The following is a 13,559-nucleotide window of genomic DNA, read 5'->3' on the forward strand; positions in this document are numbered from 1 at the left end:
CAACTGGAGGAGACGACATGAAGAACGAGCTGCCCGAACTGGCCCCGCAAGCACTGCCGTCGGTCGATGCACTGACCGCGCTGCTGCGCGACCAGCGCGCGGCCTACCTGCGCGCGCCGTACCCGGCATGGGAAACGCGCGTGCAGCACCTGCGCGCGCTGCGCACGATGCTGATCGACCATACGGATGCGCTCGCCGAAGCGATCAGTGCCGATTTCGGTCATCGCGCGAAGCAGGAAGTGCTGCTGTCGGAAATCTGGATGGCGAAGGAAGAGATCGACGACGCGCTCAAGCACGGCAAGCGCTGGATGAAACCGATCCGCAAGCCGATGAACAAGTGGCTGCGCCCGGCGCGCGCGAAGGTGATTCCGCAGCCGCTCGGCGTGGTCGGCATCGTCGCGCCGTGGAACTACCCGGTGCTGCTCGCGGCCGGCCCGCTGATCTGCGCGCTCGCCGCCGGCAACCGCGCGATCATCAAGATGTCCGAACTGACGCCACGCACGTCGGCGCTGTTCGAGCAGCTGATTGCCAAGACCTTCACGCGCGACCACGTCGCGGTCGTGAACGGCGATGCGGAAGTGGGCGCCGCGTTCAGCAGGCTGCCGTTCGATCATCTGCTGTTCACCGGCTCGACACACGTCGGCCGCCACGTGATGCGCGCGGCCGCCGACAACCTCACGCCCGTCACGCTCGAACTCGGCGGCAAGTCGCCGGCGATCGTCGGCCCGAACGCGCGCTTCGATGCGGCCGTCGACGCGATCGTCGCGGGCAAGACGCTGAACGCGGGCCAGACCTGCATCGCGCCCGACTACGTGCTGCTGCCGCGCGGGATGGAAGCGGCGTTCATCGAGCGCGCGCGCGCACGGTTCGCGAGGATGTACCCCGACCTGTCGGCCAACGGCGACTACACGACGATCGTGTCGCCGCGCCACTATGCGCGGCTGCAGCAACTCGCGAGCGACGCGCAGGCGGCCGGCGCGCAGCTGCATCCGCTGTCCGACGCGCAGTCCGATCCCGCATCGCGCCGCTTCGTGCCGTGCGCGGTCACGCAGGTGCCGGCCGCGTCGCAACTGATGCAGGAGGAAATCTTCGGGCCGCTGCTGCCGCTCGTGCCATATGAACGACTCGACGAAGCGATCGCGTACGTGAATGCGCGCCCGCGTCCGCTTGCGCTCTACCTGTTCGACGAGGACGGCGGCACGATCGACCGCGTGATGCGCGAAACGATCTCGGGCGGCGTGTCGGTCAACGAAACGCTGATGCACATCGCGTGCGGCAGTTTGCCGTTCGGCGGTGTCGGGGCCAGCGGCATGGGCGCGTATCACGGCTACGACGGCTTCGTGACGTTCTCGAAGATGAAGCCGGTGCTCACGCAGGCGCGCCTGAACGCACGCAACCTGCTCGCGCCGCCGTACGGCAAGCGCTTCGCCGCGCTGATCAAGCTGATGCTGAAGTTCTGAGCGAAACAGGCCGCGGGCATCGCGCCGCGGCCCGCTCAAGCCTGCCGCGCGGCGCGGGTGCCGCGTGCGCCGTCACACGGGCCAGAGCGGCCCTTCCTGCATCGCGCCGATCTGCTCGCGCAACTCGAGCACGCGCGCTTCCCAGTAACGATGCGTGTTGAACCACGGGAACGCAGCCGGAAACGCGGGATCGTCCCAGCGCCGCGCGAGCCATGCCGCGTAATGGATCAGCCGCAACGTGCGCAGCGCTTCGACGAGATGCAGCTCGCGCGGCTCGAATTCGCAGAAATCCTCGTAGCCGGCCAGCAGGTCCGCCAGCGCACGCGACGCGCCTTCGCGATCGCCCGGCAGCAGCAGCCACAGATCCTGGACCGCGGGCGCCATCCGGCTGTCGTCGAAGTCGACGAAGTGCGGGCCGCCATCGGTCCACAGCACGTTGCTCGGATGACAGTCGCCGTGCGTGCGCAGCAGGCGGATCTCGCCCGCCCGCTCGAACGCGGCCTCGACGCCTTCGAGCGCGAGCATGACGGCCGTCTCATACGCGGGCCGCACATCGTCCGGAATGAAATCGTGCGCGAGCAGGTAGTCGCGCGGCTCGTAGCCGAACGTATTGATGTCGAGCACGGGACGCGCGACATACGGCTGCGTCGCGCCGACCGCATGGATCCGGCCGATGAAGCGGCCGAGCCATTCGAGCGTGTCGCTGCGATCGAGATCGGGCGCGCGGCCGCCGCGGCGCTCGAAGATCGAGAAGCGGAAACCGTCGAACGCGTGCAGCGTGCGGCCGTCGAATGTGCGCGCAGGCACCGCCGGAATCTCGCGCGCGGCGAGTTCGGCGACGAACGCGTGCTCTTCGAGGATCGCTTCGTCCGACCAGCGTGCCGGACGGTAGAACTTCGCGACGACCGGCGGGCCGTCTTCGATGCCGACCTGATACACGCGGTTTTCGTAGCTGTTGAGCGCGAGCAGGCGCCCGTCGGTGCGCAGGCCGGCCGGTATCAGCACGCTGTCGAGCGCGTCGAGCACGCACTCGGGCGTGAGCCCGGCGAACGGCGGGCCGGCGGGAGAAGCGGGAGCGGAAGTGACGTCTTTCATGCCCCGCATTGTGCCGCCAGACGGGCCGAAAGACGAGCGCCCGGTGCGGTTAGTGAAGCGCCGCGCCGGCCGGCAGCACGGATTCGCCGGTGTCGATCAGATCCTCGAGAAAGAACGGCTCGGTGTTGAGTTCCTTCGACTCGCCCGGTACGCCCGCGTACCAGGTCACCATGGCCATGTCGCCCAGGATGCGCTGGACGATGCCGCGTGCGCCCTTCGGCACCGCGATATGGGTAGTGCAGACAATCGACCCGACATGCATGATGGTTCCCCACTCTTGAATCTTGAAACCCGGCTCGCAGTCGAGCCGGCAAATGCACGATCCGCGCGCTCTCGTCGGAGCGTTGCGCGTAATCCCATTGTTCACGGTTTATCGAAGCGCGAAAAGAAGAAGAAGCAGGCGAAGCGCCGCGAATTCGTCGAATGTCTCCAATCAACCACTGCGCCGCGCAGGCACTTGCCCGCCCGGTTACCCCCATCATACCCTGTCGAATGTGACTGCCCGCCGAATCCGTCCCGGCACCGCGGCGCGCACGTGATGCACACCACGCGCGCATCGCGAGTCCGGTGCCGGGTCGCCGGGAAATTTCGCGCCGCTGCGGTTGCCGAACCATGCTGCGTCGCCATCGCCTTCCCCCTGCGCTGAACGCGCCCCGTGCAACGACGGTCGCGCCCGCACCACCGCCCCGTCCTTCGTCATGCGATGCCACCGACAGGTGTTGCGTCCGTTGCCGGCCTTGCGGTACCTTTGATGCTCATTCGCGTTCAAGCGCATTCCGACACGATGCATCCGCTCACGCCCGCCCTTGCCAAATCCCGGCCGCAGTTCGACTCGCGGCCGCAGGCATGCGCGCATCCGTCGGTTCTTCCTCCTCCTGTCGCACCGCCGCTCGTCGGCGCCGCGCCGCCCCCTCCGGCGGCACGCGCCGGCTGACCAGCCGGCTTCCGTTTCGTCCTCCATTCGCCCGCAGGCTTGCATTCGTGCGTCGTGACGCACCGCGTGTTGCTGCGCGCGCGGATGGAACGTTCCGATCCGTTCGACAGGTGGATTCACATGGTTTCGTTCAAACGCGCGCTCGCCGCGCATGGAGCGACGTCGCTCTTCGTGCTGCTGTGGAGCAGCGGCGCGATCTTCGCTGAACTCGGTCTGCGTCACGCGTCCGCGTTCGTCTTTCTCACCGCACGTTTCGCACTGGCATCGCTCGTGCTGCTCGGGCTCGCCTTCATGCGCAAACGCTGGCTGCCGCCGCGCGGCGAGCGGCGCATGGCTGCGCTGACCGGCTTGCTGATGATGGGCGGCTATTCGATCTTCTACCTGCTCGCGCTCGAACGCGGGATCGCGCCGGGCGTACTCGCGACGATCCTCGGCGTGCAGCCGATCCTCACGCTCGCGATCCTTGAGCGGCGCTGGCAGCCCGTTCGCCTCGCAGGGCTCGCGCTGTCGCTGGCCGGCCTCGCGCTCGTCGTGTTCCGCGGCGTAGGGGACGGCGGCCTGTCGCTCGCGGGCATCGCGTGCGCGCTCACCGCGCTCGTCGCGCTGACCGCCGGCTCGCTGCTGCAAAAGCGCGTACGCGCGGCACCCGCCGACGTGCTGCCGCTACAGAATACGATCGGCCTTGCGCTGTGCGTGGCGATCGTGCCGTTCCGGCCGGTGTCGTTCGACATGAGCTGGGCGTTCGTGGTCCCGCTGCTGTGGCTCGGCATCGTGATTTCGGTGATCGCGCAGCTGCTGTTCTACCGGTTGATGCAGCGCGGCGATCTCGTCAACGTGACGAGCCTGTTCTATCTCGTGCCCGTCGTCACCATGCTGATGGATGCCGTGTGGCTCGGCAACCGGCCCGAGCCGCTCGCGCTCGCCGGCATGGGGGCGATCATCGCGGGGCTCGCGCTCGTGTTCCGCGCGCCGGCCGCCCACGTGCAACCCGACCGCGCATGAGCGGGCGTGCCGCCGCGCCCGCGGGTGCGGCGGCACGCATCGGACACATACGACGATTCCGCAAAAATCGAAAGGCGCGAGAAAGATACGTGCAAGGTGTTCGTCCGACTTGCGGCAAAAATGTGCGATTCGTCGGGCTTTCCGCTGATTTTTAATGGTTCGGATAGCGAAAAGCGCTGCCGGTTGCCTATACTCGAATTGACCGCCCCGCTCGCAATCGGGTCGGACCAATACTAGAAACACCCGGCATGGGGCCGAAGCAAGCGCTGAAGCGCCCGCTCCGGCCGACACTGGAGACACGCATGACGACCTACTTCACGATCGGCGACTTCATCCTGTTGATTCCGATGGCGCTGGCCGGAGCGCTATTTCTCGGCGCGGTGCCGTGCGCAACCGAATTCCGCCACAACCTGCTGCGCGTGCTGGGCGTCATCCTTGGCGTCGGCGTTGCGGTATTGCTCGTCGAAGGCCTGCCTGCGCTGATCTAGCGGCGCACCACCCGTGCGTGACGTGCATCGCTGCATTGAATTGCAGCGATGCGATGTGCTGCGCGCAGGCCATTGATACGGCACGCGATGTTTCGCATGCCGTATCGACTGCCGGTCAGATCGCCTGATCGGTGGACGGCTTTTCCCACAGATTGATGCCGCCTTCCGTCGCGTGACGATCGATCTCCGCGAGCTCCTCCGCCGAGAATTCGAGATTCTTCAGCGCGCCGACGTTTTCACGCACCTGCTCCGCACGGCTCGCGCCGATCAGCGCGGACGTCACGCGGCCGTTGCGCAATACCCATGCGAGCGCCATCTGCGCGAGGCTCTGCCCGCGCCGTTCGGCGATCGCGTTGAGCTTGCGCACATGCTCGAGGTTGTCCGCGCTCAGGTGATCCTGCTTCAGCGAACCGCCGCCCGGCTTGTTCACGCGCGCGTCGGCCGGCACGCCGTTCAGGTACTTCGACGTGAGCAGCCCCTGCGCGAGCGGCGTAAATGCAATGCTGCCCGTGCCGATCTCGTCGAGCGTGTCGAGCAGTTCCGTTTCGACCCAGCGGTTCAGCAGGTTGTACGACGGCTGGTGGATCAGCAGCGGCACCTTGTACTGCGCGAGCAGCTCGGCCATCTCGCGCGTCTTCGCCGCCGAATACGACGAAATGCCGATGTAGAGCGCCTTGCCCTGCTGTACGGCCGACGCGAGCGCGCCCGCCGTTTCCTCGAGCGGCGTGTGCGCATCGAAGCGGTGCGAATAGAAGATGTCGACGTAGTCGAGCCCCATCCGCTGCAGGCTCTGGTCGAGGCTCGCGAGCACGTACTTGCGCGAGCCGCCGCCGCTGCCGTACGGCCCCGGCCACATGTCCCAGCCGGCCTTCGTCGAGATCAGCAACTCGTCGCGATACGGCCGGAAATCCTCCTTCAGCAGCCGGCCGAAGTTGGTTTCGGCGCTGCCGTACGGCGGCCCGTAGTTGTTCGCGAGATCGAAGTGGTTGATGCCGAGGTCGAACGCGGTGCGCAGGATATCGCGCTGCGTCGAGATCGGCGTCGAGTCGCCGAAGTTGTGCCACAGGCCAAGCGACAGCGCGGGCAGTTTGAGCCCGGATTTGCCGCAGGTGCGGTATTGCATGTCGGCATAACGTTCGGAAGCTGCTTCGTAGGCCATGAGTCGGTTCCGTCAGGACATCGGGGAAAGGGACGCGCGCCGGCCGCGCACACGGCGCGGCGACGGCGAAGGAGTCATACGACGACTATGGTAACGAAAGCGGCCGGTGCGCGCACGGCGGGCGAGGCGATGGACGCCGCCGCGGCCGTCGCCTACACTGCGGCGTCTCGAATCACCGTTTCAGCGAGGTTGGTATGTCCCGGGTCATCTCGGTTGCACTGCTCGTCGGCGGCGTCGTGCTGCTGTATTTCGGCGGACAGTCGTTCCATTCGATCAACGACAACGTGTCGCGCTTCTTCACCGGCTCGCCCGCAACGAAGACGATCCTGCTGATCGTGGGCGGCGCCGTCGCATCGTTCATCGGCCTGATCGGCCTCGCGATGCCGGGCGGCAAGCGCTGAGCGCGCAGCCGCGCGATGCACGAACGGCCCGCATCAGACGATCGGGCCGCGCCAGACGAAACGGGCGGCCAGGCCGCCCGTTGCTTCATTCGCCCGCGATGCGCCGCATCGCAGGTCCGCGGCGGTGTCGCCGCCCGGCCAATCCGAACCTAGAACTGCACTTCCGGCTTCGACGCCGAGCGCGTACCGGGCACCGGCCGGTTGCTCGCGCCGTGGTACGTGTACACGAGCGAGAACTTCACCTGGTCGGAGCGGTTCTGCCCGGCCGAATGCAGCGTGTTGCTGTGGAAGAACACGACGTCGCCCGTCTGCAGCGACGGGCACGTGGCCGCATCGATCATCTTCCGGTTCTCCGGAAGGTCGCTGCGGAAGAACTTCGCATCGTCGAACGCTTCGGGCCCGAATTCGGCCGTATGCGACCCAGGCACGAGCCACAGTGCGCCGTTCTCGTTCGTTTCCGGCCCGAGCGCGAGCCACACCGACACCATGTCCGGGCGCTCGAACGACCAGTAGCGGAAATCGCGATGCCAGCCGGTCAGGCTCCCGTACGCGGGATGCTTCGTCATCATGCAGTTGTGATGCGCGCGCGACAGCACGGGTTCTTCACCAAAATACGCGCGCATCCACGCGCCGATTTCGGGTGCGATCGCGCGCTCGGCGAAGGCCGGATCGCGCGAGTACGCATCGAGCAGCCGCCGCACCGTATGCCCGCCCGGCGCATGCTTGGATTCGGGCGCGCCCGGGTAACGCAGGTCCGCCTCGAACTCGATCGGCTCGGCCGCCTCCCGCAACTGGCGCTCCGCCACCTGCCTGAGCGCCGCACACTGCTCGTCGCCGACGAGGCCACGCGCGACGACGAAGCCGCGCTCGCGCAATTCCGCGACTTGCGCGCGGATCGATTCCGACTGCAATGGAGACGACATGGGATGCCAGACGCTTATTGTGTGAATGTGACGATTGTAAATCGGCGCCGGATGCCCCGAACAGCACCATTGTCATGCGCAGGGGCATGCCAATCGAAGATTTGATCCGGCTCAAGGGAACTGTGCGGCGCGGCACTGGCCTCACCGACAGGCGGTATGCGGCACACACCTTGTGGCACAAGGGTTTATCGCGACTTTTGCCCGTCATGAATCCCCTGTAGCCTGTCGCGGCCTGTCAATTCTGGCGGGCGCGGCGCGCAGCGAGTTTCGGTAAGATCCGTTGCGCCATCCGAGGCCGTTCATACCAGTGCGCTCCCAAGGGCGCCATCCATATAAGCGAAGCATCGTTCACATGCCATTCCGTCTGACTTCCCGTCTCAGCCGCGCTGCGAAGCGCGTCGTGCCGCCCGCTCCTGCCCGCTCGCTGCGCCATCACCGCGCCCGCACGCAGGCGCTGGCCGAGCGCACGCCCGCACATAGCCGGCTGGACGGCATCCGTGCGTGGTTCCACGCATTTTTCTCGATGATGAGCGCACAGGCGTTCTCGCGCCGTGCCGGCCTGCGCTCGCTGCTGCAGAAACCGTCGTCGCTGCGCGCGCTCGCGCTGCGCCGCACGCTCGGCCCGCAGCGCCGCATCAACCGCCCGCGCCGCCTCGCGGCCAGCAACGGCTGGTTCGGGTTCGGCGCGCGCTGAGCCCACGCCGGCGGGCACCGCACGCGACGATCTCCGTCGCGCGATTGCCCGTGCTGTTATCCGATCGCCCCGGCGATCGGAACCCATAAAAAAACCCCGGCTTTGCCGGGGTTTTTCATTTCGGGCGAACGGCGCTTACGCGACGCGTGCCGTCGGCTCGACGCCAGCCGCTTCAGCCAGTGCGAGCGCCTTGTCGGTCGCTTCCCACGAGAATTCCGGCTCTTCGCGGCCGAAGTGGCCGTAAGCAGCCGTCTTCTCGTAGATCGGGCGCAGCAGGTCGAGCATCTTGATGATGCCCTTCGGACGCAGGTCGAAATGCTCGCGCACGAGCTTCGTGATCACTGCATCCGACACGCGGCCCGTGCCGAACGTGTTGACCATCACCGAAGTCGGCTCGGCGACGCCGATCGCGTACGACACCTGGATCAGCGCGCGCGACGCGAGGCCGGCGGCGACGATGTTCTTCGCGACGTAACGGCCTGCGTACGCAGCCGAACGGTCGACCTTCGACGGATCCTTGCCCGAGAACGCGCCGCCGCCGTGCGGTGCGGCACCGCCGTAGGTATCGACGATGATCTTGCGGCCGGTCAGGCCACAGTCGCCCTGCGGGCCGCCGATGACGAACCGGCCGGTCGGGTTCACCAGGAACTTGATGTCGCCCTTGATCAGGTCGGCCGGCAGCGTCGGCTTGATGATTTCCTCGATCACGGCTTCGCGCAGCGCGGGAAGCTCGATGTCCGGTGCGTGCTGCGTCGACAGCACGACGGTGTCGATCGAATGCGGCTTGCCGTCGACGTAGCGGACCGTCACCTGCGACTTCGCGTCCGGGCGCAGCCATTGCAGGCGGCCGTCGCGGCGCAGGCTGGCCTGGCGCTCGACGAGACGGTGCGACAGGTAGATCGGCAGCGGCATCAGTTCCGGCGTTTCATCGCACGCGTAACCGAACATCAGACCCTGGTCGCCCGCGCCTTGATCGAGGTTGTCGTCGTGCGCACGATCGACGCCCTGCGCGATGTCCGGCGACTGCTTGTCGTACGCGACGAGCACCGCGCAACCCTTGTAGTCGATGCCGTAGTCGGTGTTGTCGTAGCCGATGCGCTTGATCGTGTCGCGCGCGATCTGGATGTAGTCGATGTTGGCCGTCGTGGTGATTTCACCGGCCAGCACGACGAGACCCGTGTTGCACAGCGTTTCCGCCGCGACGCGGGAATACTTGTCTTGCTCGAGGATGGCGTCGAGGATCGCGTCCGAGATTTGGTCCGCGACCTTGTCCGGATGGCCTTCGGAGACGGATTCGGACGTAAAGAGATAATCGTTTGCCACTTTTTCAGGCTCCTGTGTGGTTACGGTTGGTTTCACGTAGCCAGCTTCGTTGGGCCTGAAGCGGCGACGCTTTAGCGGATTACCAGGACCGGGCAGCGCGTATGACGCTAACCGGCTTCGCCCCGCAAGTTGTCAGTTAACTCGGCGAAGCCCGTATTATAGCGGCTTTCCTGAATTGTCACAGAGCGCCGCCCGTGCTGCATCTTCCGCTGTCTCACCTACCTGTTCGCAACGCGCCGGCCAGCCGGTCCCACGGAGGTTTCGCATGCTAGGTCGTCTAGCCACGCACCTCGCCATTGGCTTGCTGAAACTGCTCGCCCTGCTGCCGTACGGCCTGACCGCACGGTTCGGCGATGGTCTCGGCTGGCTGCTCTACAAGATCCCCAGCCGGCGAAAACGCATCGTACACACCAACCTGAAACTCTGCTTCCCGGATTGGAGCGAAGCGCGGCGCGAGGAAGTCGCAGGGCAGCATTTCCGCCACGCGATCCGCAGCTACGTCGAACGCAGCGTGCAGTGGTTCGGCTCGGAGAAAAAGCTCGCGAAGCTGATCCAGGTCGACAGCGCGGTCGACCTCGACGATCCGGACCTGCCGCCGACGCTGTTCCTCGGCCTGCATTTCGTCGGCATCGAGGCCGGCTCGATCTGGCTGAATCGTTCGCTGCACCGCCGCTGCGGGTCGCTCTACCAGCCGTTCTCGAACGCGGTGCTCGAGGAAGAGGCGAAGAAGGCGCGCGGGCGTTTCGACGCCGAGATGGTCGGCCGCGCGGACAGCGCGCGCGTCGTGCTGCGCTGGCTGCGCGACCGCAAGCCGGTGATGCTCGGCGCCGACATGGACTACGGGCTGCGCAACTCGACGTTCGTGCCCTTCTTCGGCGTGCCGGCCTGCACGCTGACGGCCGTCGGCCGGCTCGCGAAGGCGGGCCACGCGCAGGTCGTGCCGTTCATCGGCGAGGTGCTGCCGAACTACAAGGGTTACCGGCTGAAGGTATTCAAGCCGTGGGATCACTACCCGACCGGTGACGACGATCTCGACGCGCGGCGGATGAACGAATTCCTCGAGGAACAGATCCCGCTGATGCCCGAGCAGTACTACTGGGTGCACAAGCGCTTCAAGACGCGCCCGGCTGGCGAGCCGAGCCTGTACTGAGCCTCTCGAGCAAAACCCGCGGGCGCGCCTTCGTGTGTGCGCCTGCACGCTCCCCCTTCGACGCGACCGCCGAAGACTGTCGACCTCCTGGCGTACGAGCCACGGATCCGCACTGCCGCCCCCTGCACCACCCGTTGACCGGTCGTTGACCGCTACACCGCCGCCCGCCCCTGCCCGCGCAGGACACCCCTGTCGGCTGCATGTATCATTTGCGGTTGAGATCAGCACGACGAACGAGGCCGCCCGGCATGGCGCGGCGTCGCGCGAGCCGCGCTGATCGCCTTGTTCGCCATGGAAATCCGGACCCAGTGAAACTCTCGTTCACCAAGATGCACGGCGCGGGCAACGACTTCGTCGTGCTCGACGGCTATTCGCGCGCATTGCCGCCGCTCACCGAAGCGCAGGTGCGCGCGCTCGCCAACCGCCACTTCGGCGTCGGCGCCGACCAGCTTCTGCTCGTCGAAAAACCGACCGTCGACGGCGTGGATTTCAAGTACCGGATCTTCAATTGCGACGGCGGCGAGGTCGAACACTGCGGCAACGGCGCGCGCTGCTTCGTGAAGTTCGTCAGCGACCGCGGCCTGACCGACAAGCGCAGCGTGCGCGTGCAGGTGATGAAGGGCCTGATCACGCTGACGATGCAGGACAACGGCGAAGTCGTCGTCGACATGGGCGCGCCCGTGTTCACGCCGGCGCAGGTGCCGTTCGATGCAGCGGGCCTCGACGGCCGCACCGAGGGTCGCGACACGCTGTGGCCGCTCGACGTCGGCGGCGCAACGCGCTGGATTTCGACGGTGACGATGGGCAACCCGCACGCGGTGCAGGTCGTCGACGACACCGAGGCCTATCCGGTGCTCGAAGAAGGCCCGCTGATCGAGCACCACGCGCGCTTCCCGGAGCGCGTGAACGCCGGCTTCATGCAGATCGTGTCGCGCAGCGAAGTGAAGCTGCGCGTGTACGAACGCGCGGCGGGCGAGACGCTCGCGTGCGGCACCGGCGCGTGCGCCGCGGTCGCGGCCGGCATCCGGCGCGGCCTGCTCGATTCGCCCGTGACCGTGCACACGCACGGCGGCATGCTGACGATCAGCTGGGACGGCGCGCGCGACGAAGCCGCCGCGCTGATGATGGCCGGCCCCGCCACGACCGTGTTCGAAGGCGAGATCGACCTGCCCGCCTGACCCTGCAACGTCCTTGATAACTGAACGCGCCAGCCACATGAACGATCGCGAAGTCGCCGACTACCTGCTCGCCAATCCCGAATTCTTCGCGCAGCACGCCGAACTGCTCGCGACGATCCGTCTCGCGAACCCGCACGGCAAGGCCGCGATCTCGCTGCAGGAGCGGCAGATGGAGATGCTGCGCGACAAGAACAAGCATCTCGAGCGCCGGCTCGCCGAACTCGTGCGCTACGGCCACGAGAACGACAGCCTGTCCGCGAAGTTCAGCCGCTGGACCGCGCGCGTGATCGCGGAACGCGATCCGTACGCGCTGCCGCGCACGATCGCCGACGGCATCGCCGAAGTATTCGACGTGCCACAAACGGCGCTGCGCGTGTGGGACGTCGCCGACACCTACTCGCAGGCCGATTTCGCGCGCCAGGTCGGCGAGGAAGTGCGCCTGTTCACGAATGGGCTGTCGACGCCGTACTGCGGCGCGAACACGGGCTTCGAAGCCGCGCAGTGGCTCGCGCCCGCGCTCGCCGCCCAGGCCGCGAATGCGGCGGAAGGCGCGGAAGCCGCGCCGCCTGCCGGCGACGGTTCGGCCGCATCGGTCGCGCTGCTTGCGCTGCGTGCGCCGCTCGCGGGCACCGATGCGCCCGCGTTCGGCCTGCTCGTGCTCGGCTCACCCGACCCGCGCCGCTTCCACGACGGGATGGCCACCGACTTCCTCGCGCAGATCGCGACGCTCGCGAGCGCCGCGCTCACGCGCCTGCTGCCGCACTGATCCTTCCGCACGCGATGACAGACGATCCGATTGCCGCCTACCTGTCGAACCTGAAGCACGTCAGGCAGTTGTCGGAACACACGCTGCGCGCGTACACGCACGAACTCGACGAGTTGAAGAAGCTCGCGAACGGCCGGCCGCTCGAAGCGCTGACGGCCGCCGACATGCGCGGCGCGGTCGCGCGCGCGCATTCGGGCGGGCTGTCCGCCCGGTCGATCTCGCACCGGCTGTCCGCGTGGCGCGCGTTCTACCGCTGGCTCGCGCAGCGCATCGAGATGCCCGCGAACCCGGTCGCCGCGGTGCGCGCGCCGAAACGCGCGAAGACCTTGCCGAAGGCGCTGTCGGTCGACGATGCATCGGCGCTGATGGACGCGCCGCTCGCCGGCACGACCGAAGGCATCCGCGATCACGCGATCCTCGAGCTGTTCTATTCGTCGGGGCTGCGCCTCGCCGAGCTGATCGGGCTCGACGTGATGTACACGCAGGCCGACGGTTACCGCTCGGCCGGCTGGCTCGACCTCGCCGAAGCCGAAGTCACCGTACGCGGCAAGGGTAACAAGGAGCGCAAGGTGCCGGTCGGCCGCAAGGCGATCGATGCACTGAACGCATGGCTCGCGGTGCGCGGCGAATTCGTGAAGCACGATCCGCATCCGCTGTTCGTGTCCGTGCGCGGCAACCGGATGTCGCCGGGCGTCGTGCGCGAGCGCGTGAAGCGCGCGGCGCTCACCGCGGGCATTCCCGCCAACGTCCATCCGCACGTGCTGCGCCACTCGTTCGCGACGCACGTGCTGCAGTCGAGCGGCGACCTGCGCGCCGTGCAGGAACTGCTCGGCCACGCGAGCGTCTCCGCGACGCAGGTCTATACGTCGCTCGACTTCCAGCATCTCGCGAAAATTTACGACAGCGCGCATCCGCGCGCGAAGAAGCGCGACTGACGCGCGTCCCGTGTTACCCGCCGCGCGCGGCGACCGGCCACGGTCGGCTTC

General features: G+C 67.2%; 14 protein-coding genes. 9 read left to right on the top strand and 5 right to left on the bottom strand.

Annotated features, from left to right (window positions below):
* Positions 1-17: 17 nt before the first annotated feature.
* On the top strand, positions 18-1,460 hold the full coding sequence (locus tag B7G54_RS27330; RefSeq protein ID WP_085041907.1) for a coniferyl aldehyde dehydrogenase: 1,443 nt from the start codon (positions 18-20) through the stop codon (positions 1,458-1,460).
* A gap of 72 nt (positions 1,461-1,532) precedes the next feature.
* On the opposite strand, the gene B7G54_RS27335 is transcribed toward B7G54_RS27330, so the two are convergent.
* Both B7G54_RS27335 and B7G54_RS27340 read right to left on the bottom strand, forming a co-directional pair.
* Complete coding sequence (locus tag B7G54_RS27335) at positions 1,533-2,555, bottom strand: serine/threonine protein kinase (RefSeq protein ID WP_425266524.1); 1,023 nt, start codon at positions 2,553-2,555, stop codon at positions 1,533-1,535.
* A gap of 49 nt (positions 2,556-2,604) precedes the next feature.
* On the bottom strand, positions 2,605-2,817 hold the full coding sequence (locus tag B7G54_RS27340; protein ID WP_004198969.1) for a hypothetical protein: 213 nt from the start codon (positions 2,815-2,817) through the stop codon (positions 2,605-2,607).
* A gap of 792 nt (positions 2,818-3,609) precedes the next feature.
* On the opposite strand from B7G54_RS27340, the gene B7G54_RS27355 reads away from it, so the two are divergent.
* A complete protein-coding gene (locus B7G54_RS27355) occupies positions 3,610-4,491 on the top strand; it encodes a DMT family transporter (protein WP_085041962.1) in 882 nt (293 codons plus the stop codon).
* A 302-nt stretch (positions 4,492-4,793) separates the two neighbouring features.
* Complete coding sequence (locus B7G54_RS27360; protein WP_011353526.1) at positions 4,794-4,979, top strand: hypothetical protein; 186 nt, start codon at positions 4,794-4,796, stop codon at positions 4,977-4,979.
* Between the two features lie 115 nt (positions 4,980-5,094).
* Here B7G54_RS27360 and mgrA read toward each other — a convergent pair whose 3' ends face one another.
* The gene (gene mgrA / locus B7G54_RS27365; protein ID WP_085041910.1) at positions 5,095-6,138 is read right to left on the bottom strand and encodes an L-glyceraldehyde 3-phosphate reductase; all 1,044 of its coding nucleotides are present in this window, start codon (positions 6,136-6,138) and stop codon (positions 5,095-5,097) included.
* Positions 6,139-6,332: 194 nt separating this feature from the next.
* On the opposite strand from mgrA, the gene B7G54_RS27370 reads away from it, so the two are divergent.
* Positions 6,333-6,539 carry a DUF3185 family protein gene (locus B7G54_RS27370; protein WP_011353528.1) on the top strand — a complete coding sequence of 69 codons (207 nt, stop codon included), beginning with the start codon at positions 6,333-6,335 and terminating at the stop codon, positions 6,537-6,539.
* Positions 6,540-6,688: 149 nt separating this feature from the next.
* On the opposite strand, the gene B7G54_RS27375 is transcribed toward B7G54_RS27370, so the two are convergent.
* Positions 6,689-7,462 (bottom strand): phytanoyl-CoA dioxygenase family protein, encoded by a 774-nt coding sequence (locus B7G54_RS27375; RefSeq protein WP_085041911.1) that lies wholly within the window; start codon positions 7,460-7,462, stop codon positions 6,689-6,691.
* 352 nt (positions 7,463-7,814) lie between these two features.
* Here B7G54_RS27375 and B7G54_RS27380 point away from each other — a divergent pair, with 352 nt between their 5' ends.
* Positions 7,815-8,156 carry a hypothetical protein gene (locus B7G54_RS27380; protein ID WP_085041912.1) on the top strand — a complete coding sequence of 114 codons (342 nt, stop codon included), beginning with the start codon at positions 7,815-7,817 and terminating at the stop codon, positions 8,154-8,156.
* A gap of 135 nt (positions 8,157-8,291) precedes the next feature.
* On the opposite strand, the gene metK is transcribed toward B7G54_RS27380, so the two are convergent.
* Positions 8,292-9,479 carry a methionine adenosyltransferase gene (gene metK, locus B7G54_RS27385; RefSeq protein ID WP_011353531.1) on the bottom strand — a complete coding sequence of 396 codons (1,188 nt, stop codon included), beginning with the start codon at positions 9,477-9,479 and terminating at the stop codon, positions 8,292-8,294.
* A gap of 265 nt (positions 9,480-9,744) precedes the next feature.
* Here metK and lpxL point away from each other — a divergent pair, with 265 nt between their 5' ends.
* From lpxL to xerC, 4 genes are all read left to right on the top strand, one after another.
* Positions 9,745-10,629: a lauroyl acyltransferase LpxL gene (gene lpxL, locus B7G54_RS27390; RefSeq protein ID WP_085041913.1), complete on the top strand. Its 885-nt coding sequence runs from the start codon at positions 9,745-9,747 to the stop codon at positions 10,627-10,629.
* Positions 10,630-10,937: 308 nt separating this feature from the next.
* Positions 10,938-11,807, top strand: a complete 870-nt coding sequence (gene dapF / locus B7G54_RS27395) for a diaminopimelate epimerase (protein ID WP_085041914.1) — start codon at positions 10,938-10,940, stop codon at positions 11,805-11,807.
* Positions 11,808-11,844: 37 nt separating this feature from the next.
* Positions 11,845-12,573, top strand: a complete 729-nt coding sequence (locus B7G54_RS27400; RefSeq protein WP_085041915.1) for a DUF484 family protein — start codon at positions 11,845-11,847, stop codon at positions 12,571-12,573.
* 14 nt (positions 12,574-12,587) lie between these two features.
* Complete coding sequence (gene xerC, locus B7G54_RS27405) at positions 12,588-13,508, top strand: tyrosine recombinase XerC (RefSeq protein WP_085041916.1); 921 nt, start codon at positions 12,588-12,590, stop codon at positions 13,506-13,508.
* Positions 13,509-13,559: the final 51 nt, after the last annotated feature.

Origin of the sequence: Burkholderia puraquae, assembly GCF_002099195.1 — a bacterium.
In the GTDB taxonomy this organism is placed as follows: Bacteria; Pseudomonadota; Gammaproteobacteria; order Burkholderiales; family Burkholderiaceae; genus Burkholderia; species Burkholderia puraquae.